Origin of the sequence: Microbacterium enclense (assembly GCF_001456955.1) — a bacterium.
GTDB classification, from domain to species: Bacteria; Actinomycetota; Actinomycetes; order Actinomycetales; family Microbacteriaceae; genus Microbacterium; species Microbacterium enclense.
Genome location: NZ_KQ758468.1, coordinates 268,863 through 286,496, shown reverse-complemented (window position 1 = coordinate 286,496; position 17,634 = coordinate 268,863). Strand labels below are relative to the sequence as shown.

The following is a 17,634-nucleotide window of genomic DNA, read 5'->3' as shown; positions in this document are numbered from 1 at the left end:
GCCGTCGTGCCCGATCGCGCACGGCCCACCGCCCGGGATCGTCCCGCTCGCCGCCGTCCGGACGCATTGCGCGCAACCGTGAAGGCTCCCGAGCACCTGCGGCATCCCGCCGCCGTCGTGCCCGATCGCGCACGGCCCCACCAGGGATCACCCGGCTCGGCGCCCTCCGGATGCACTGCGCGAGACCGTGCGCCAGTCCCCCTCGTCGTCGCGCGTCACCCGGCCCTCGAGTTCGGCGAAGCCCAGCAGGATCGCCGCCTCGTCGGGAGCCAGACCGCTTCGGCGGGCGATGTCGGCGGTCGAACGCGCGGTGCGTGGCGAGAGCGCGTCGAGCAGACGCGTCGACGTGTCGGTGTGCGCCTGCTCGCCGGCGGGCGGGGGCGAATCGCCCGCGCCGAGCATCTCGAGCACGTCGTTCGACGACGTCACGCACACTCCGTCGAACTCGCGGAGAACGCGATGGCATCCCGCCGAGGCGGCGCTCGTCACCGGTCCGGGAACGGCCCCGAGAGCCCGGCCCAGCGTCGCCGCGTGGGCGGCGGTGTTCAGCGACCCGCTCCGCCATCCCGCCTCGACCACCACGACCGCATCGGCCATCGCCGCGATCAGGCGGTTGCGGCTCAGGAACCGCCATTTCGTGGGCGCGGCACCGCACGGGGTCTCGCTCCACACCGCTCCGGTCGCCGCGATGTGCGACAGGAGGTTCTCGTGACCGCGCGGGTAGGGACGATCGACGCCGCCCGCGAGGAAGGCGACGGTCGAGCCGCCCACCGACAGAGCGGCCCGGTGGCAGGCGCCGTCGATGCCGTAGGCGGCGCCCGAGACGACGGTGACCCCCGCCGCGCCCAGCTCGGCGGCGAGGTCGGCCGCCACCGCCTCGCCGTAGGCCGTCGAGGCCCGCGCACCCACGAGAGCCACGGCGGGGCCGTCGCTCGGCGCACCCGTTCCCCGTCGCCACAGGGCGATCGGGGCGTGGACGCCGAGATCGTCGAGGCGGCTCGGCCAGTCGACGTCGCCCGGGACCACGAGCGTCGCCCCGCAGCGCCGTGCAGCATCGAGGGCGGCGGCGATCGCCGTGGGCTGCAGGCGCGGCATCCAGCGCGCTCGCGCCGCGCGGATCTCGGGATCGTCGGATTCCGAGATCCGCATGAGCGCCTCGACGGCGCCGTGGGTCTCGACGAGGGCCCCGGCGATACCGTCGCCCGGTTCGACGAGGATGCTCCAGACCGCCCGGGCATAGGCGCCGGCGACGGCCGCGCCATGGGAGCCGCGCAGACCCGCCAATGCCTCGACCGCCGCGCGGTCGTCGAGAGGGATCATGCGCTCGCCCCCCGCCGCAGGAAGAGCGCCCGACCGACGTCGTCGAGCCGCAGCTGATCGTGCCCGGAGATGTCGGCGACGGTCCAGGCGACCCTCAGCAGACGGTCGTACCCCCTCAGGGTCAGCGCCCCCCGACGAAGCGCCACGTCGAGTGGCCGGAGCACCTCGGGCGGCGGCGCGGCCGGACCCCGCAGCCAGGTGCCGGGCACGTCGGCGTTGCGACGCCAGGGAGTGGAGGCCCACCGCCGGGCGGCGCGGCCCCTCGCCGCGTCGACCTGCCGGCGCGCATCGGCGGTGGTGACGACCCGGGCATCCACCTCCTGCCGGGCTGACGACACGCGCTGGAGTCGCACGTCGATGTCGATGCGATCGAGAAGAGGTCCCGACAACCGTCGGGTGTACCGGCGGATCGCCTGCGGGGAGCACTCGCACGCGGCGCCCGGCACGCCGTAGAGCCCGCAGGGGCAGGGATTGGTCGCAATGACGAGCTGGAAGCGGGCGGGGAACGTCGCGGCAACGCCCGAGCGGTGCACCTGGATCATGCCGCTCTCGAGCGGCTGCCGCAGCGCGTCCAAGACCGAGGCGGGGAACTCGCCGCCCTCATCGAGGAACAGCACGCCCTCGCTCGCCCGGGCGATGGCTCCGGGCCGCACGACACCCGAACCGCCGCCGATGAGCGCCGCGGCCGTCGCGCCGTGATGCGGGCTCTCGAAGGGCGGGATCCGCGAGAGTCGCGTCACGGTCTCACCGGCGAGCGAACGGATCGAGGCGACCGAGAGTGCGGCCTCGTCGTCGAGCGGCGGCAGGATGCCGGGCAGTCGGCGCGCGAGCATCGTCTTCCCCGCTCCGGGAGGCCCACTCATCAGCAGGTGGTGTCCGCCCGCGGCCGCCACGACGAGGGCATCGACCGCCGCGGGCTGCCCGACGACATCGGCGAGATCGAGCGGCGCGTCGTCGGTGCCGTCGGCGATCGGCGCCGTCACCGGTGCCAGATCCGCGGCCTCCGTGCGTCCCCCGTGCCACCGGACCACCTCGGCAAGGCAAGCTGCGGCGTGCACCTCGACGCCGTCGACGAGCCGCGCTTCGGCCGCGTTGGCGGTCGGGACGACGACCCTCGTGTGACCGGCGCGCTGCGCGGCGGCCACCGCGGGCAGGACGCCCGGCACAGGGCGCAGCCGCCCGTCGAGACCCAGCTCGCCGATGTGCACGGTCGAGGCCACGTGCGCGGCATCCATCTCCACCGATGTCGCCAAGGCCGCCACCGCGATCGCCACGTCGAATCCGGCACCGCGCTTCGGAAGGCTCGCGGGCGAGAGGTTGACCGTGATGCGGCGCTTCGGCAGATCGAGACCGCGGTTGGTGCAGGCGTTGCGAACGCGCCGCCCGGCCTCGCCCAGCGCCTTGTCGGGGAGTCCGATGATCGAGAACTCCGGCGTCTGAGATGACACGTCGGCCTCGACCTCGACGAGGTCGCCGCGCAGCCCCGACAGCGCCACCGCCCACGTGCGCGCGACGGTCACAGGGCATCCTCGAGGTGCTCGAGCCGGGCCGTGGCCGGGTCGGCGCCCGTCAGTCCGATCGCATCCACGCGAAGCCGTCGGCCGCGGGCCAGGTCGGGGTGGGCGGCGAGCCACGCCATCGCCAGGCGCCACAGACGCGTCGCCTTGCGCTTGTCGATCGCCTCGAACGGGTGCCCGTAGTCCTCGCTGCGCCGGGTCTTCACCTCCACGACGACGAGCGTGCCGTCGCGCTCCGCGACGATGTCTATCTCGCCCTGCGGGCATCGCCAGTTGCGGGCGATGATACGGTAGCCGTCGCCGATCAGATGGGCGACGGCGCGGTTCTCCCCGGCTCGGCCGAGGTCGTCTTTCGCTGCCATGCCCGAGAGCGTGGCATCCGCCTCATTCGGCCCGTCCGCCGGATCGACTCATCCGTGGAGAGCGTGGCAAGTTCGCCTCTGGGGAGGAGCCTCAGTTGTCGAGCGACAGCTCGTCGGGGAGCTGGAAGTCGTGACGCGAGAGCTCCTCGACGTTGACGTCTTTGAACGTCAGCACGCGTACCGACTTCACGAACCGGTCGGCGCGGTAGATGTCCCACACCCACACGTCGGTCATCGAGATCTCGAAGTAGAAGTCGTGCTCGGTGTCGCGCCGCACGACGTTGACGTCGTTCGCGAGGTAGAACCGACGCTCGGTCTCGATCACGTAGGTGAATTGGCGCACGACATCGCGGTACTCGCGGTACAGGGCCAGCTCGAGTTCGCGGTCGTAGTCCTCGAAGACGTCGTCATCCATGGTCTTTCCATCCTAGGCGCGCCCCACGGCACGGGCCGCACGATGACGGACGCCCGGGCGCGTCCCGAGACCAGCCGGCCCGCTGCTCAGAAGAGCGTGGGCGCGGCGGCGATCGCCCACGAATGCCGGTGGTGCACGCTCATGCCGTGCGCGGTGATCGCATCGCGGTGGTCGAGGCTCGCGTAGCCCTTGTTGCGCGCCCAGCCGTAGGCCGGCAGGTCGTCGTGCAGCCCCGTCATGAGCGTGTCGCGCGCGACCTTGGCGATGACGGATGCTGCGGCCGCGCTCGCGCAGTCGCGGTCGGCCTTGATGACGGGCTTCACCGTCAGACCGGACTCTCCCGCCGGCGTGATGTAGTCGTGGTTGCCGTCGAGGATGACGAGCGCCTCCTCGGGCACCACACCGTGCGCGCGCAGGTCGGCGATCGCACGCACCGCGGCGAGCCCGAGAGCACGGATGATGCCGATCTCGTCGATCTCGACCGAGCTCGCCCAGCCGACGGCGCTGTGCTGCACGAAAGCAGCCGCCCGCGCCGCCACCTCGGGACGGCGCGCCTCGGGCACGAGCTTCGAATCCCGCAGTCCCTGCGGCACGCGCTTGCGCGAACGCGACGGGTCGATGACGGCCGCGCCGACCGCCACGGGTCCCGCGAGCGCACCGCGACCGACCTCGTCGCACGCGATGACGATCGCGTGCTCCTTCAGCACGCGACGCTCGAGGGTCAGGGTGGGTTCGATCACTGCTCGGCCGGCGCGGGAACCCCCGCGAACACCTCGTGGTGGAAGTCGATCAGCCCGAATCGCGTGAACGGCCAGGTGATGAGGAACGCCCGGCCCACGACGTTGTCGACGGGCACGAACCCCTTGCTCGGCTGATCCTGGTTGTAGCGGGAATCGCGCGAGCTGTTGCGATTGTCGCCCAGCACCCACAGCGACCCGTCGGGAACCGTCACGTCGTAGGGCACCGGCTCGGGCGCGGTGGCACCGGGGGCGAGGCGCACGTACGGCTCCTCGATCGGCACGCCGTTCACGGTCGTCTGCCCGAGGGCGTTGCAGCACACGACGTGGTCGCCCGCGGTGCCGATCACGCGCTTGATGAGGTGGTCGTCGCTGTCGGGGGCGGACAGGCCGAACAGCGACAGCACCCAGTCCGCGCCCTCGACGACCGGGGAGCGCTCCTCGACCGGCTTCGCCGGAAGCCACCCGCCCGGGTCGCGGAAGACGACGACGTCGCCGCGGGAGTACTCGCCGAAGCGCGGGGTCAGCTCATCGACCAGGATGCGGTCCTTGATCAGGAGCGTGTCCTCCATCGACGCCGACGGGATGTAGAACGAGCGCACTACGAAGGTCTTCACCAGGAACGACACCAGCAGCGCGATGGCGATGATGACGATCAGGTCGCGGAAGAATGCGCCCCACCCGCGGCGGCGTCGCTCGGGAGCGGCGGAAGCCGTGGCATCCGGGGTCGAGGCGGTCTGGTCGCTCATGTGTTCCTTCACCGGGTTCGTCGCACGCCGACAGAACCGCACAGACCAGGGTCGCACACCCGGATGCCGCGCAACGACAGAGCCACCCCCGAAAACGCCGAACGCCCCGCGGGTGAAACCCACGGGGCGTTCGAGAGAGCGGACTCAGCGGTCGCGCTTCTCCTTGATCTTGGCCTTCTTGCCACGCAGGCTGCGGAGGTAGTAGAGCTTCGCGCGACGCACGTCACCGCGGGTGACGACCTCGATGTGGTCGATAACGGGGCTGTGCACCGGGAAGGTACGCTCGACGCCGACCTGGAAGCTGACCTTGCGGACGCAGAAGGTCTCGCGCACGCCGTCGCCCGAACGGCCGATGACGACGCCCTGGAAGACCTGGATACGCGAACGGTTGCCTTCGGTGATGTTCACGTGCACCTTGACGGTGTCACCGGGAGCGAAGGCGGGGATGTCGGAGCGCAGCGAAGCCGCGTCGACGGAGTCGAGGATCTGCATGATCGTCACTTCCTGCGACCGCCACAGGTCGATCGCACGATAAGAGGGAAAAGGATGAGGCGTACCCGAGGCCGCGGATGCGACGTGACTCCCCTGAGGCAGAGCCGGTCAGGGCACGATCGACCATTCTGCCACGCCCGGGCCGACCGGCCAAAACGGGCTCAGTCGGCTCGCCGGTTCTCGGGGACGACGATGACCTCGCCCCCGACCGGCGGCTGAGGCCGTTCGCGCGTCGGCGGGATGTACGCCGTGCCGTCGGAGCTGTGCAGCACGGTCACCGCGCCGCGCGCCTCGTTCCACAGCTGCGCGAGCGACGACCAGAACAGCAGCAGTGCGCCGACGATCGACAGCACGAGCAGCGGGAAGAACACCCGCGAGTCGAAGACGCCCAGCGCGACGATCACCAGCTGCCAGACGCCGACGCCCGCCAGGTCGCGCCACGACACCGCGCGCGTCTCACGGACGCTGGCTCGGCCCCGGATCAGCAGGGCCAGCACCAGCTGCGACACGAAGACGGCGGGCACCGCGACGAACAGCCACAGCAGCGCCCACCCGCTGCCACCGGAGAACACGATCCATCCGACGAAGAGCCACAGCGGCAGCACGAAGGCGGCCGGGAACAACCAGCGGAGGAAGAGTCGGCGCAGCACCATGACCCGATGCTACGACCGCACGATGTGCGCGGCCTTTGAGAACGCCATGCCGCGGCGGCACCCGGGCCGACGGCATCCATCGGGGAGAATGGGGGTTCGACGAAAGGGAACCACCATGATCGAACTGCGCACCCCGGCCGAGATCGACGCGATGCGCCCCGCCGGACGCTTCGTCGCGGAGGTCCTGGCGACGCTGCGCGACGAGACCAAGGTGGGCACCAACCTGCTGCACCTCGACCGCCGTGCGCACGAGATGATCCGTGCCGCGGGAGCCGAGTCCTGCTACATCGACTACCACCCCTCGTTCGGAGCGAGCCCGTTCGGCAAGGTGCTGTGCACGTCGGTCAACGACGCGGTCCTGCACGGCCTCCCCCACGACTACACGCTGCGCGACGGCGACCTCGTCTCGCTCGACTTCGCGGCCTCGGTCGACGGATGGGTCGCAGACTCGGCGGTGTCGTTCGTCGTCGGCACCGCGCGCGACGAAGACCTCGCGCTCATCGACACCACCCAGCGCGCCCTCGCCGCGGCCATCGAGAACGCCACCGTCGGCAAGAAGATCGGCGACATCTCGGCCGCCATCGCCGCCGTCGCCCACGCCGAAGGCCTGTCGATCAACACGGACTTCGGCGGCCACGGCGTCGGCCGTACCATGCACGGCGATCCCCACGTCGCCAACGACGGCAAGGCCGGCCGCGGATACCCGCTGCGCCCGGGCCTCGTCGTGGCGCTCGAGCCGTGGTTCCTCCACACCACCGACCGACTGGTCACCGACCCCGACGGTTGGACGCTGCGCAGCGCCGACGGCTCTCGGGGCTCGCACTCCGAGCACACGGTCGCGATCACGCCCGACGGCCCGATCGTGCTGACCGACCGCTCGTTCCTCGGCGTCGACTGACGGACGATCCCGGATGCCGCGGTGCCGACGTCGCGGCATCCGTCGGACGCGCACCGCGCGGCGTCGAACGCTCCCCACCGCGGAGGCCGTGTGCCGCAGCGTCCGTCGTACCCGGACCGCGCGGCGTCGAAGGCTCGCAGATCGCCCATTCCCCGCGGACCCTGCGACGGTGCGCGTTCATCGGCGCGCAGAACGTCCGCGCGAGATCCTGGATGCCACTGCCGGGCGCTGTCGCAGCGCTCCGGCCGCCGACGGGCCCAGGGGCCGCGAGATCAGTCGGCGAGGAGGTCGGGTCGGCGCTCGCGCGTGCGCACGAGCTGCTGTTCGCGCCGCCACGCGGCGACCGCGCCGTGATTGCCGCTCAGCAGCACCGGCGGCACCTCCCGATCGCGCCAGACGGCGGGCTTGGTGAAAGAGGGGTACTCCAGCAGGCCGTCTTCGTGCGACTCCTCGACGAGGCTCTCGGGGTTGCCGACGACGCCGGGGATGAGTCGGCCGATCGCCTCGACCATCGCCATGACGGCGACCTCTCCCCCGTTCAGCACGTAATCGCCGAGGCTGATCAGGCGCACGTCGCCGAGCTCGGCGGCGTAGTCGAACACCCGCTCGTCGATGCCCTCGTAACGGCCGCACCCGAAGACGAGGTGCGGCGCGGCCGACAGTTCGCGCGCGGTGGCCTGCGTGAACCGCTCACCCGCTGGCGACGGGAAGATGATGACGGGACGCTCGGGGGCGTCGCCGGCGACGGCATCCAGTGCCTCGCCCCAGGGCTCGGGCTTCATGACCATGCCGGCTCCCCCGCCGTAGGGGGTGTCGTCGACGGTGCGGTGACGGTCGTGCGTGTGCTCACGCAGGTCGTGCACGTGCACGTCGAGCAGGCCGCTCTGCCGTGCCTTGCCCAGCAGCGACACCTCGAGCGCGTCGAAGATCGTGGGGAAGATCGACACGATGTCGATGCGCACGTCAGTCCTCGCGGGTGGCGGTGTTCTCGTCGCCGTCGGTCTCGGCGTCGGCGGTAGCCGCGTCATCGGCGTCGGCGGATGCCGCGCTCTCGGCCTCCGGCTCGTCGCCGTCGTCGCTGGGCAGGTCTTCGAACAGACCCGTGGGCGGGGTGACGACCACGCGACCGCCGGCGATGTCGACCTCGGGAACGATGGCGCCGACGAAGGGCACGAGCACCTCGCGGTCTTCACCCGAGGGGCGGACGATCAGCAGATCCTGCGCGGGGAAGTGGTCGACCCGTACGACGCGGCCGATGACGACCCCGTCGCGCACGACGTTGAGTCCCACGAGCTGGTGGTCGTACCAGGCGTCGTCTTCGGCGGGGGCCGTCTCGGCGTCTTGATCGATCCACAGGATCGCCTTGACGAGCTCTTCGGCCGCGGTGCGGTCGTCGACGCCCTCGAAGAAGACGACGGGGTGCGAGTTCATCCAGCGGAACTCACGGACCGTCAGCTCGCGGCCATGCCACGGCGAGGACTCCGGCACCTGCAGGGTGAACGTGCTGCCCGGCACGAAACGGCCGTCGGGATCGTCGGTGTACAGCTCGAGCTTGAACGCGCCTTTCAGGCCGTGGGCCTTGACGAGGCGTCCGACCCGGAGCTGGGTCTTGGCGGGCTGCGCGCCCGCGGTGTCGCCGGCCGCCATCAGTCGTCGGCGACGTCGACGCGCACGCGGCGACCGTCTGCGAGAGCGGTGATGAGCGTGCGCAGCGCCTTGGCGGTGCGTCCGCCGCGCCCGATCACGCGACCCCGGTCATCGGGGTGCACGCGAACCTCCAGCACGTCTCCGCGGGGAGAGGTGCTGGAACGGATGGTCACGGCATCCGGGTGATCGACGATCCCCTTGACGACGTGTTCGAGCGCGGCAGACAGCACGGGAATTACTCGGCCGAGGTCTCGGCGGCGTCCTCAGTGGGCGCCTCGGCGGGAGCGTCGGCCTTCTTCTCGGCCTTGGGCTTCACGACCGACTTCTTCGAGGCGTCGGCCTCGAACGCGGCCTTGGGCTCGCGCACCTTGACGGTGGAGACGGCGTCCTTGTCGCCCTTGAACTTGCCCCAGTCGCCCGTGAGCTTGAGGATGGCGGCGACCTGCTCGGTCGGCTGCGCGCCGACCGAGAGCCAGTACTGCGCGCGGTCCGAGTCGACCTCGATGAACGAGGGCTCCTCGGTCGGGTGGTACTTGCCGATCTCCTCGATGACACGACCATCGCGCTTGGTGCGCGAGTCGGCGACGACGATGCGGTAGTAGGGCGCGCGGATCTTTCCGAGGCGCTTGAGACGGATCTTGACAGCCACGATGACTCCAAATGATGAAAACGAACGAACCGAACGCCTGGAGAGTGGGGTGCACACCCGGCGGAAGCTCAAAAGGGTGGACCGACACTGGATAGAGGGTCGAGTGGCGGGTCCAGCCCTCTATTCTGCCAGATCCCCGCGCCTCGCCGTGACAGGCGAAGCGAAACGACACGGTGCGTCGCGCAGCGTAGCGGAGCGTCGCCGTGCGAGGGCGCCGTGCCAGACTGAGCCGCATGAGGCTGCCGTTCGCTGCATCGACGCGTTCGTCCGTGGGTCTGGAGTGGGAGCTCATGCTCGCCGACCGCGAGACCGGCGATCTGGTCCCCCGCGCACCGGAGATCCTCGAGCACCTCGAGGACAGGACCGCGCTCGAGCGCTTCACCGTCACCGGCGAGCTGCTGACGAACACCGTCGAGGTCACCAGCGGTGTCGGACACACCGTCGCCGAGGCCGTCGACGACATCGGCGACGCCATCTGCGCCCTGCGCGAGGAGACCGAGCCGCGCGGGGTCGAGATGCTGTGCGCCGGAAGCCACCCGTTCGCGCAGTGGTACGACCAGCAGGTCACCGACAAGACGCGCTATCACACCCTCATCGAGCGCACCCAGTGGTGGGGTCGCAACATGATGATCTGGGGCATCCACGTGCACATCGGGGTCGATGACGTCGAGAAGGTCATCCCGATCGTCAACGCGCTGAACGTCTACCTCCCCCACCTGCAGGCCCTGTCGGCGTCGAGCCCGTTCTGGGCGGGCGAGCGCACCGGATACGCATCGAACCGGGCACTCGTGTTCCAGCAGCTGCCCACCGCGGGACTGCCGTGGCAGCTCGACACCTGGGGCGATTTCGAGAACTATCTCGACGACATGGTGCGCACGGGCGTCATGGCGGATGCCAGCGAGGTGCGGTGGGACATCCGTCCGGCGCCGAAGTGGGGCACGGTCGAGATCCGCGCGTGCGACGGCATGTCGACGTTGCCCGAGCTCGCCGCCGTCGCCGCCCTCGCGCAGACGCTCGTCGAGCACTTCTCGCGCCTCATCGACGAGGGGCGGGAGCTCCCCGGCATCCCGCCCTGGTACGCGCGCGAGAACAAGTGGCGCGCCGCGCGCTACGGCCTCGATGCGCGGGTGATCGTGGACCGCGCCGGGACGCAGCGCCCGGTCGTCGAGCACCTGCGCGAGACGATGGAGGAGCTGGCCGACGTCGCGCTCGAGCTGCATTGCGCCAAAGAGTTCGCCAGCCTCGAGACAATCCTGGCCACGGGCGGTAGCTCCGCGCGGCAGATCGCGGTGGCCGAGGCGGCCGACGGCGACCTGCGCGAGGTCGTGCAGCATCTGATCCGCGAGTTCCGCGGCGGTCCCACGCTGCGCGAGCACCTCGCCGCGTTGCGGGTCTGACTCGACGCTCTCTCATAGCCGCGCACTCGTAGGATCGCGGCATGATCTTCCGACGCCGCGCAACGGCCATCGCGTTCGCGGCGGTCTCGGCCGCCACCGCGGCGCTCGTCGCGGGCTGCGCGGCCGAGCCGGTCACCGCGGCACCGCCCCTCGCACCGGCGACCTTCGCGCCACCCGCGCTCGCGGCATCCGCGTCACCGACGTCGTCGTCCACCCCGACGGCCGCCGAGCACGTGGTGACGCTCGGCGACTCGATCATGTCGGGGTTCGGCCTCCCGCCTCGCGAGGCATGGCCCCACCTGCTCGCCGAGCGGGCGCACATCTCGGTGACCAACCTCGCGTGCCCCGGGATGGGGTTCGTCGTGCAGGGCGACTGCGGCACACCGTACTCGGGGCTCATCCCCGCGATCGCCGCGTTGCAGCCCGACCTGCTCATCGTGCAGTCGTCGAGCAACGACTTCTGGGTCGACGCCGATGAGATCCGCTACGACACCGCCGACACGATCGAGACCCTGCACGCCGCGGCGCCCGACGCGCGCATCGTCGCTTTCAGCACGATCTGGAACGACGATCCGCAGGTGCCGGATGACACCGCGGTCACCTCTGAAGCGCTGCGCGACGCCGTCGAATCGATCGGCGGCACGTACATCGACGTCGGTCAGCCGCTGGCCGGCCACCCCGACTGGATGCAGTCCGACGACGTGCACCCGACCGCGCGCGGGCAACGGGCGATCGAGCAGACGGTCATGTCCGCCCTGCAGGACGCCGGCGTCCTGCCCTGAGAAGGAGACCCGAGCCGGTCAGCCCTTGCCGAGCATCTTCTGCAGCTCGGCGAGGTCGGCCTCGCTCGGCATCGCCTGAGCGCCCAGACCGAAGCCCGACCCCGTCGCCGGAGCGGCCGCGGCGATGCCGGCGTTCTCGGCCGCGCGCTTGGCCGGATTGCCCGAACGCGAGCCCTTGGCCTTCTGCTGCTTGCCGCGCTTCGACGACGCGCCGGGCTTGCCGCCCACCGGCCCCATGCCGGGGATGTTGGGTACGCCGCCGCGGGCGACGGTCTTCATCATCTTGGCGGCCTGGTCGAAGCGCTGCACGAGCTGGTTGACGTCGGTGACGGTCATGCCCGAACCGCGGGCGATGCGCAGACGCCGCGAGCCGTTGAGGATCTTGGGGTTGCGACGCTCCGCCAGCGTCATGGAGCGGATGATGGCCTCGGTGCGGTCGATCTCGCGCTCGTCGAAGTCTTCGAGCTGCTGCTTCATGTTGCCCATGCCCGGGAGCATCCCGAGCATCTTCTTCATGGAGCCCATCTTCTTCATCTGCTGCATCTGCTGCAGGAAGTCCTCGAGCGTGAAGGTGTCGGTCGCGAACTTCTCGGCGACCTTCAGCGCTTCGGCTTCGTCGAACGCCGACTGCGCCTGCTCGATCAGGGTGAGGATGTCACCGAGGTCGAGGATGCGGGATGCCATGCGGTCGGGGTGGAACGGCTCGACGTCGTCGAGACCCTCACCGGTCGAGGCGAAGATGATGGGCCGCCCGGTGACGGAGGCGACCGAGAGGGCGGCGCCACCGCGGGCGTCACCGTCGAGCTTCGACAGCACGACGCCGGTGAAGTCGACACCGTCCTGGAAGGCCTTCGCCGTGTTCACGGCATCCTGACCGATCATCGCGTCGATGACGAAGAGCACCTCGTCGGGCTGGGTGGCCCTGCGGATGTCGGAGGCCTGCTTCATCAGCTCGGCGTCGACGCCGAGACGACCGGCGGTGTCGATGATGACGATGTCGTGCTGCTGGCGGGTGGCGTGGGCGACACCGTCGCGCGCGACCTTGACGGGGTCGCCGACGCCGTTGCCGGGCTCGGGGGCGTAGATGGCGGCGCCGGCGCGCTCGGCGACGACCTGCAGCTGGTTCACCGCGTTGGGTCGCTGGAGATCGCACGCGACGAGGAGCGGGGTGTGCCCGTCTTTCTCGAGCATCTTGGCGAGCTTGCCGGCGAAGGTGGTCTTACCCGAGCCCTGGAGGCCGGCGAGCATGATCACGGTCGGCGGGTTCTTGGCGAACTGCAGACGGCGCTGCTGGCCACCCAGGATGCCGATCAGCTCGTCGTTGACGATCTGCACGACCTGCTGCGCCGGGTTCAGCGCCCGGTTGACCTCGTCGCCGAGGGCGCGCTCGCGGACCGCGGCGGTGAACTCCTTGACCACCGGCAGCGCGACGTCGGCGTCGAGCAGCGCGCGACGGATCTCGCGCACCGTCCCGTCGACATCGGCGGGCGTGAGCTGGCCCTTCTTCCGGAGATTGCGGAAGGTCTCTGTGAGCCGGTCGGAGAGGGTGCCGAAAGTCGCCATGATGAGACGAGTTTACGCGGGCGCCGCGCACGGCGCTGCCGCCGGTGCCCGCCGCCTCGCGCGGGCCACGGCCCGGCAGAGCCACAGCGATCCGCCCGACCTCCTTCCGAAGCCCTCGGATGCCGCCGCCCTCCCGCAGGTCGCGAAGAGGGAGCGGCGCTGGCGGTCGGTGCGGGCCGACGCTCAGACGAGGGCGAGCGCCTCGGCGAGGACCTGGTCGAGGGGTCGCCCTGTCGCGGTGCGGTCCGCCCACGACCAGACCGCCGCCAGGACCGCGGCGGCCAGCGCGCCCGCGCGGACCTCGGCGAGCAGGCGCGGCATCCCCTCTCGCGCGAAGCGGGCGGCGACGTGATGCTGCAGGCGGAACTGCCGCACGGCGCGGTCGCGGTCGAGTTCCGCGGCGATGTCCATGGCGTCGGCGTTGGTGATCGCCAGGGCCAGGGCATCGGGCGTGAGTCCCCGGCCGATGGTCGCCAGGGCGGTCACGACCTCGACGTCGTCGTGCAGGAGGGCGACGCTCGCGGCGACCTGCTCGTCGAAGCCCGACCACAGCACGTCGCTCTTGGCGGCGAAGTAGTTGAAGAAGCTCGAGCGACTCACACCGGCCCGGCGGGTGATGTCGGAGACGCTGGTGGCGTCGTACCCCTTCTCGAGGAACAGCTCGCACGCCGCCTCCGACAGCACCTCGCGCGACGAGGCGCGGGGGCGGCCGCTGCGGGGTTCGGGGGTCACCGCCCCAGACTAGACGTGCGGTCCCGGTGTATTGTTGGACGCAATCCAACATCGGAGGCCGTCGATGATCGACATCCACCTCGCGGGGCTCGCCCCGCTGTACGTCCCGTATCTCGACGGCTGGGCCCACCAGCGCCGCATCCATGCCGAGGTGGTCGCCGATGAACGCCCCGACACCCTGCTGCTGCTCGAGCACGAGGCCGTCTACACGGCGGGCAAGCGCACCGAGGAGCACGAGCGTCCCGACGACGGCACGCCCGTGATCGACGTCGACCGCGGCGGCAAGATCACCTGGCACGGCCCGGGGCAGCTCGTCGGCTACCCCATCGTGCGGCTGCCCGAACCGATCGACGTCGTCGCGCACGTGCGCCGGCTGGAGGCGCTGCTCATCGAGGCACTGCGCGAGCACGGCGTCGACGGCTTCCGCGTCGAAGGACGCAGCGGTGTCTGGGTGAGGCGTCCGCTGGGCGTCGATAAGGTCGCGGCCATCGGCGTTCGCGTCGAGAAAGGCGTCACCATGCACGGCTTCGCGGTCAACTGCGACAACTCCCTGGCCGGCTTCCGGCACATCGTCCCCTGCGGGATCACGGATGCCGGAGTCACGACCGTGAGCGAGGTGATCGGCGCCGACGTCTCCCCCGCCGACCTCGTCCCGGCCATCGAGCGAGTCTTCCGCGCAGAGTACGCGGCGGTGGCGGCATGAGCGCCTGCGGGACCGGGAACGCCGGGGCTCCGGCATCCGCCGCTCCGAACGGGCGCAAGCTGCTGCGCCTCGAAGTGCGCAACGCCGAGACCCCGATCGAGCGCAAGCCCGAGTGGATCAAGACCAAGGCCAGGATGGGCCCCGAGTACACCGCGCTGCAGAACCTCGTGAAGACAGAGGAGTTGCACACGGTGTGCCAGGAGGCCGGCTGCCCGAACATCTTCGAGTGCTGGGAGGACCGCGAGGCGACCTTCCTCATCGGAGGCTCGCAGTGCACGCGCCGGTGCGACTTCTGCCAGATCGACACCGGCAAGCCCGCCGACTACGACCGCGACGAACCGCGCCGCGTCGCCGAGAGCGTCACGCGCATGCAGCTGCGGTACGCCACCGTGACGGGCGTCGCCCGCGACGACCTGCCCGATGAGGGCGCGTGGCTGCACGCCGAGACGGTGCGCCGCATCCACGCCGACAACCCGGGAACCGGCGTCGAGATCCTCGCGACCGATTTCTCGGGCAACCCCGCCCATCTCGACGAGGTCTTCTCGTCGCGCCCCGAGGTGTTCGCCCACAACGTCGAGACCGTCCCGCGCATCTTCAAGCGCATCCGCCCCGCCTTCCGGTACGACCGGTCGCTCGGTGTGCTGAGCGCCGCGCGCGACGCGGGACTCATCACGAAGTCGAACCTCATCCTCGGCATGGGCGAGGAGCCCGAGGAGGTCGTGCAGGCCCTCGAAGACCTGCACGCGGCGGGCACCGACATCATCACGATCACGCAGTACCTGCGCCCGACCCCGCGTCACCTGCCGGTGCAGCGGTGGGTGAAGCCCGCCGAGTTCGTCGAGTTCAAGCAGGAGGCGGAGCGCATCGGCTTCCTCGGCGTGCTCGCCGGTCCCCTCGTGCGTTCGTCGTACCGGGCGGGGCGCCTGTGGGCGCAGTCGATGGTGTCGAAGGGCCGCGAGATCCCGCCGCACCTCTCTCACCTCGCGAAGGACATCGCCGCGGCCGACGCCGGTTTCGCGCAGGCGGTGTGAGGCGGGCGCCGCACCCGCCGCGGGCCGGCCGTGATCGCGGCGCAGCGCCACGGCATCCATCACTCGCCGGAGTACGCACGACGCCTCGGTATCGCGTCAGACGCCGGCCTCAGACCGGCCAGATGTAGGGCAGGTCGTCGGGCACGTCGCCGAACCGCGGCACGTAGAACTCGGCGTCTTTGCGGATGAGGTTGGACTGGTGCGCCCGGTGGAACGCCTCGTCGCCGAGCCACGGCGGCAGGTCGAGATCGTGCTGAGCGACCCCGTCGACCTCGGGTGCGAAGACGCGGATCTTCTCGCGGACGGTGTCGTTGCGCCCCTGCGCGATCCATTCGTCCGTCATCACCAGACCGTAGGAGACGAGGCCCGGCAGGTACCCGGCCCACATCTTCGCCGCCGGGTGGTTGCGCCAGCCGTGCCCCGGAACGGTGAGAGCTCGCAGCAGCTGGAACGTCTCGACGCGCTGCTTGCCCAGCCGCTTCGCGTCGAGCGCTCGCGCGGAGTCGACGAACGAGGGGTACGGCAGGAAGGTCTGCAAAGGCTCAGTCGGCGCTGGTGACCGACTGCACGCGGCCGTCGGACGCGAGGTTGACCAGCAGCACGTCGTCGGTGGCGTCGGGGTCGAGCGCGTACTCGAGCACCGCGAAGGGATCGGCGCCGCCGTGCTCGTCGGCGAGGATCGTCATGCTCATCAGCTGCAGGGCCTTGATGACGTCGATGTGCGTGTCGCCCGAGACGTCGGTGAGCAGGTCGTCGAGCTCCTCGCCGAGCGTCGCCTGCTGCTGCAGGATGTACTCGGTCACCTCGCTCGTGCGGGAGTCGAGCTCGTTCACCATGGCGTTGCGGGCGGCCAGATCGATGGCCTCGAGCGACGACACCATGGATGCCGCGACGTCGAGCGCTTCGGCCGACACGTCGTCTTGATCGGGTGCCGTCAGATCGACTGTCACGCTCTGGTCGCCGAACTCGACGTTCTCGCTCCAGAAGATGGACCCGTCGGGGCCCGATTCGAGGAGTCCGAAGAAGTCGTGCTCGATGGCCATGAGTCCATGTAAGCAGTCCGCCCACGCTTCGGGAAGACGACCCGCCCGGGTCGTCGGGTGCGGTATGGGTCAGTCGACGAGCGAGGCCGCGAACACGTGCGGGGTGAAGCCCGTGAGGTCGCCGATGCCCTCGCCCTGCCCGAGGAGCTTGACCGGGATGCCGGTGCGTTCCTGCACCGCGAGCACGAAGCCGCCCTTCGCCGATCCGTCGAGCTTGGTCAGCACGAGGCCGGTGACGCCCGCGCTGTCGAGGAACGCCTGGGCCTGCATCAGACCGTTCTGGCCCGTGGTGGCATCGAGCACGAGAAGCACCTCGGCGATCGGCGACTGCTTCTCGATCACGCGCTTGATCTTGCCGAGCTCGTCCATGAGCCCGCCCTTGGTGTGCAGGCGCCCGGCGGTGTCGACGAGCACGATCTCGGTGCCGGTCTCTTTGGCGTGGGCGACGGTCTGGAAGGCGACGGATGCCGGGTCCTGCCCCTCGTGCTGAGGGCGCACGATGGTCGCTCCCCCGCGCTCGGCCCACGTCGCGAGCTGGTCGACGGCCGCGGCACGGAAGGTGTCGGCGGCGCCCACGACGACCGTGCGCCCGTAGCGCTGCAGGAACTTGGCGAACTTGCCGATGGTCGTCGTCTTGCCCACGCCGTTGACGCCGACCACGAGCACCACGGCCGGCCGCTCCGTGAGGCGCAGGGTCGTGTCGAATTTCGCGAAGTGCTCCTCGAGCGTCTCGCGGAGCATCCGCTGCAGGTCGCGCGGGTCGGTGGTGCGGTAGCGCTCGACCTTCTCGCGCAGCTCGTCGATGAGGCGCTCGGTGACGTCGGGTCCGAAGTCGGCGGTCAGCAGCGCCGTCTCGAGGTCGTCCCACGTCGTCTCGTCGATCGTGGGCTTGACGAACAACCCGCGCAGCGCGCGGCCCAGCGACCAGGAGTTCTCAGCCATTG

22 protein-coding genes are annotated in these 17,634 nt (G+C 70.6%); 5 read left to right on the top strand and 17 right to left on the bottom strand.

Going from position 1 to position 17,634, the window contains the following annotated elements:
* Positions 1–147: 147 nt before the first annotated feature.
* The 8 genes from dprA to AS029_RS04710 form a co-directional block, all read right to left on the bottom strand.
* A complete protein-coding gene (gene dprA, locus AS029_RS04745) occupies positions 148–1,320 on the bottom strand; it encodes a DNA-processing protein DprA (RefSeq protein ID WP_058231439.1) in 1,173 nt (390 codons plus the stop codon).
* Entirely contained in the window at positions 1,317–2,840 is a 1,524-nt protein-coding gene (locus AS029_RS04740; protein WP_058231438.1) for a YifB family Mg chelatase-like AAA ATPase, read from the bottom strand. Before AS029_RS04740 ends, dprA begins: the two co-directional genes overlap by 4 nt.
* Entirely contained in the window at positions 2,837–3,199 is a 363-nt protein-coding gene (locus AS029_RS04735) for a YraN family protein (RefSeq protein ID WP_058231437.1), read from the bottom strand. The genes AS029_RS04740 and AS029_RS04735 overlap by 4 nt, the downstream gene beginning before the upstream one ends.
* A 91-nt stretch (positions 3,200–3,290) precedes the next feature.
* A complete protein-coding gene (locus AS029_RS04730; protein ID WP_055836674.1) occupies positions 3,291–3,614 on the bottom strand; it encodes a DUF2469 family protein in 324 nt (107 codons plus the stop codon).
* Positions 3,615–3,700: 86 nt separating this feature from the next.
* Complete coding sequence (locus AS029_RS04725; protein ID WP_058231436.1) at positions 3,701–4,354, bottom strand: ribonuclease HII; 654 nt, start codon at positions 4,352–4,354, stop codon at positions 3,701–3,703.
* Positions 4,351–5,100 (bottom strand): signal peptidase I, encoded by a 750-nt coding sequence (lepB, locus tag AS029_RS04720; protein ID WP_058231435.1) that lies wholly within the window; start codon positions 5,098–5,100, stop codon positions 4,351–4,353. The genes AS029_RS04725 and lepB overlap by 4 nt, the downstream gene beginning before the upstream one ends.
* 144 nt (positions 5,101–5,244) lie before the next feature.
* Positions 5,245–5,592: a 50S ribosomal protein L19 gene (gene rplS, locus AS029_RS04715; protein WP_058231655.1), complete on the bottom strand. Its 348-nt coding sequence runs from the start codon at positions 5,590–5,592 to the stop codon at positions 5,245–5,247.
* A 161-nt stretch (positions 5,593–5,753) separates the two neighbouring features.
* The gene (locus AS029_RS04710; protein WP_058231434.1) at positions 5,754–6,245 is read right to left on the bottom strand and encodes a hypothetical protein; all 492 of its coding nucleotides are present in this window, start codon (positions 6,243–6,245) and stop codon (positions 5,754–5,756) included.
* A 115-nt stretch (positions 6,246–6,360) separates the two neighbouring features.
* Here AS029_RS04710 and map point away from each other — a divergent pair, with 115 nt between their 5' ends.
* Positions 6,361–7,143 (top strand): type I methionyl aminopeptidase, encoded by a 783-nt coding sequence (gene map, locus AS029_RS04705; RefSeq protein ID WP_058231433.1) that lies wholly within the window; start codon positions 6,361–6,363, stop codon positions 7,141–7,143.
* A gap of 272 nt (positions 7,144–7,415) precedes the next feature.
* On the opposite strand, the gene trmD is transcribed toward map, so the two are convergent.
* The 4 genes from trmD to rpsP are packed head-to-tail and all read right to left on the bottom strand — an operon-like array spanning position 7,416 to position 9,439.
* On the bottom strand, positions 7,416–8,105 hold the full coding sequence (gene trmD, locus AS029_RS04700) for a tRNA (guanosine(37)-N1)-methyltransferase TrmD (protein WP_058231432.1): 690 nt from the start codon (positions 8,103–8,105) through the stop codon (positions 7,416–7,418).
* Between the two features lies 1 nt (position 8,106).
* Positions 8,107–8,790 carry a ribosome maturation factor RimM gene (gene rimM / locus AS029_RS04695; RefSeq protein WP_058231431.1) on the bottom strand — a complete coding sequence of 228 codons (684 nt, stop codon included), beginning with the start codon at positions 8,788–8,790 and terminating at the stop codon, positions 8,107–8,109.
* Entirely contained in the window at positions 8,790–9,020 is a 231-nt protein-coding gene (locus tag AS029_RS04690) for an RNA-binding protein (protein ID WP_058231430.1), read from the bottom strand. Before AS029_RS04690 ends, rimM begins: the two co-directional genes overlap by 1 nt.
* A gap of 5 nt (positions 9,021–9,025) precedes the next feature.
* On the bottom strand, positions 9,026–9,439 hold the full coding sequence (rpsP, locus tag AS029_RS04685) for a 30S ribosomal protein S16 (RefSeq protein ID WP_058231429.1): 414 nt from the start codon (positions 9,437–9,439) through the stop codon (positions 9,026–9,028).
* A 233-nt stretch (positions 9,440–9,672) separates the two neighbouring features.
* On the opposite strand from rpsP, the gene AS029_RS04680 reads away from it, so the two are divergent.
* Complete coding sequence (locus tag AS029_RS04680) at positions 9,673–10,836, top strand: glutamate--cysteine ligase (RefSeq protein WP_058231428.1); 1,164 nt, start codon at positions 9,673–9,675, stop codon at positions 10,834–10,836.
* Between the two features lie 41 nt (positions 10,837–10,877).
* Positions 10,878–11,618, top strand: a complete 741-nt coding sequence (locus AS029_RS04675; RefSeq protein ID WP_058231427.1) for an SGNH/GDSL hydrolase family protein — start codon at positions 10,878–10,880, stop codon at positions 11,616–11,618.
* A gap of 18 nt (positions 11,619–11,636) precedes the next feature.
* Here the strand turns inward: AS029_RS04675 and ffh are convergent, their stop codons facing one another.
* Together ffh and AS029_RS04665 are read right to left on the bottom strand one after the other, a co-directional pair.
* Positions 11,637–13,181 carry a signal recognition particle protein gene (gene ffh, locus AS029_RS04670; RefSeq protein WP_058231426.1) on the bottom strand — a complete coding sequence of 515 codons (1,545 nt, stop codon included), beginning with the start codon at positions 13,179–13,181 and terminating at the stop codon, positions 11,637–11,639.
* Positions 13,182–13,364: 183 nt separating this feature from the next.
* A complete protein-coding gene (locus AS029_RS04665; protein ID WP_058231425.1) occupies positions 13,365–13,913 on the bottom strand; it encodes a TetR/AcrR family transcriptional regulator in 549 nt (182 codons plus the stop codon).
* 64 nt (positions 13,914–13,977) lie between these two features.
* On the opposite strand from AS029_RS04665, the gene lipB reads away from it, so the two are divergent.
* Both lipB and lipA read left to right on the top strand, forming a co-directional pair.
* Positions 13,978–14,616 (top strand): lipoyl(octanoyl) transferase LipB, encoded by a 639-nt coding sequence (lipB, locus tag AS029_RS04660; protein WP_058231424.1) that lies wholly within the window; start codon positions 13,978–13,980, stop codon positions 14,614–14,616.
* Positions 14,613–15,647 (top strand): lipoyl synthase, encoded by a 1,035-nt coding sequence (lipA, locus tag AS029_RS04655; protein ID WP_175456631.1) that lies wholly within the window; start codon positions 14,613–14,615, stop codon positions 15,645–15,647. Before lipB ends, lipA begins: the two co-directional genes overlap by 4 nt.
* A gap of 109 nt (positions 15,648–15,756) precedes the next feature.
* Here lipA and AS029_RS04650 read toward each other — a convergent pair whose 3' ends face one another.
* The 3 genes from AS029_RS04650 to ftsY all read right to left on the bottom strand — a co-directional run bounded on the left by AS029_RS04650 (position 15,757) and on the right by ftsY (position 17,632).
* Positions 15,757–16,185: an MSMEG_6728 family protein gene (locus AS029_RS04650; protein WP_058231423.1), complete on the bottom strand. Its 429-nt coding sequence runs from the start codon at positions 16,183–16,185 to the stop codon at positions 15,757–15,759.
* A gap of 4 nt (positions 16,186–16,189) precedes the next feature.
* Positions 16,190–16,690 (bottom strand): DUF2004 domain-containing protein, encoded by a 501-nt coding sequence (locus tag AS029_RS04645; RefSeq protein WP_058231422.1) that lies wholly within the window; start codon positions 16,688–16,690, stop codon positions 16,190–16,192.
* A 69-nt stretch (positions 16,691–16,759) separates the two neighbouring features.
* Entirely contained in the window at positions 16,760–17,632 is an 873-nt protein-coding gene (gene ftsY / locus AS029_RS04640; protein WP_058231421.1) for a signal recognition particle-docking protein FtsY, read from the bottom strand.
* Positions 17,633–17,634 lie beyond the last annotated feature (2 nt).

What these genes read in the sequence shown, in the direction of transcription:
- map (WP_058231433.1), top strand. Translation starts at nt 6,361, where the DNA reads ATGATCGAACTGCGCACCCCGGCCGAGATCGACGCGATGCGCCCCGCC.
- lepB (WP_058231435.1), bottom strand. Translation starts at nt 5,100, where the DNA reads ATGAGCGACCAGACCGCCTCGACCCCGGATGCCACGGCTTCCGCCGCT.
- AS029_RS04645 (WP_058231422.1), bottom strand. Translation starts at nt 16,690, where the DNA reads ATGGCCATCGAGCACGACTTCTTCGGACTCCTCGAATCGGGCCCCGAC.
- AS029_RS04730 (WP_055836674.1), bottom strand. Translation starts at nt 3,614, where the DNA reads ATGGATGACGACGTCTTCGAGGACTACGACCGCGAACTCGAGCTGGCC.
- AS029_RS04680 (WP_058231428.1), top strand. Translation starts at nt 9,673, where the DNA reads ATGAGGCTGCCGTTCGCTGCATCGACGCGTTCGTCCGTGGGTCTGGAG.
- AS029_RS04710 (WP_058231434.1), bottom strand. Translation starts at nt 6,245, where the DNA reads ATGGTGCTGCGCCGACTCTTCCTCCGCTGGTTGTTCCCGGCCGCCTTC.
- lipA (WP_175456631.1), top strand. Translation starts at nt 14,613, where the DNA reads ATGAGCGCCTGCGGGACCGGGAACGCCGGGGCTCCGGCATCCGCCGCT.
- AS029_RS04735 (WP_058231437.1), bottom strand. Translation starts at nt 3,199, where the DNA reads ATGGCAGCGAAAGACGACCTCGGCCGAGCCGGGGAGAACCGCGCCGTC.
- ftsY (WP_058231421.1), bottom strand. Translation starts at nt 17,632, where the DNA reads ATGGCTGAGAACTCCTGGTCGCTGGGCCGCGCGCTGCGCGGGTTGTTC.
- lipB (WP_058231424.1), top strand. Translation starts at nt 13,978, where the DNA reads ATGATCGACATCCACCTCGCGGGGCTCGCCCCGCTGTACGTCCCGTAT.
- rimM (WP_058231431.1), bottom strand. Translation starts at nt 8,790, where the DNA reads ATGGCGGCCGGCGACACCGCGGGCGCGCAGCCCGCCAAGACCCAGCTC.
- rplS (WP_058231655.1), bottom strand. Translation starts at nt 5,592, where the DNA reads ATGCAGATCCTCGACTCCGTCGACGCGGCTTCGCTGCGCTCCGACATC.
- AS029_RS04675 (WP_058231427.1), top strand. Translation starts at nt 10,878, where the DNA reads ATGATCTTCCGACGCCGCGCAACGGCCATCGCGTTCGCGGCGGTCTCG.
- ffh (WP_058231426.1), bottom strand. Translation starts at nt 13,181, where the DNA reads ATGGCGACTTTCGGCACCCTCTCCGACCGGCTCACAGAGACCTTCCGC.
- dprA (WP_058231439.1), bottom strand. Translation starts at nt 1,320, where the DNA reads ATGATCCCTCTCGACGACCGCGCGGCGGTCGAGGCATTGGCGGGTCTG.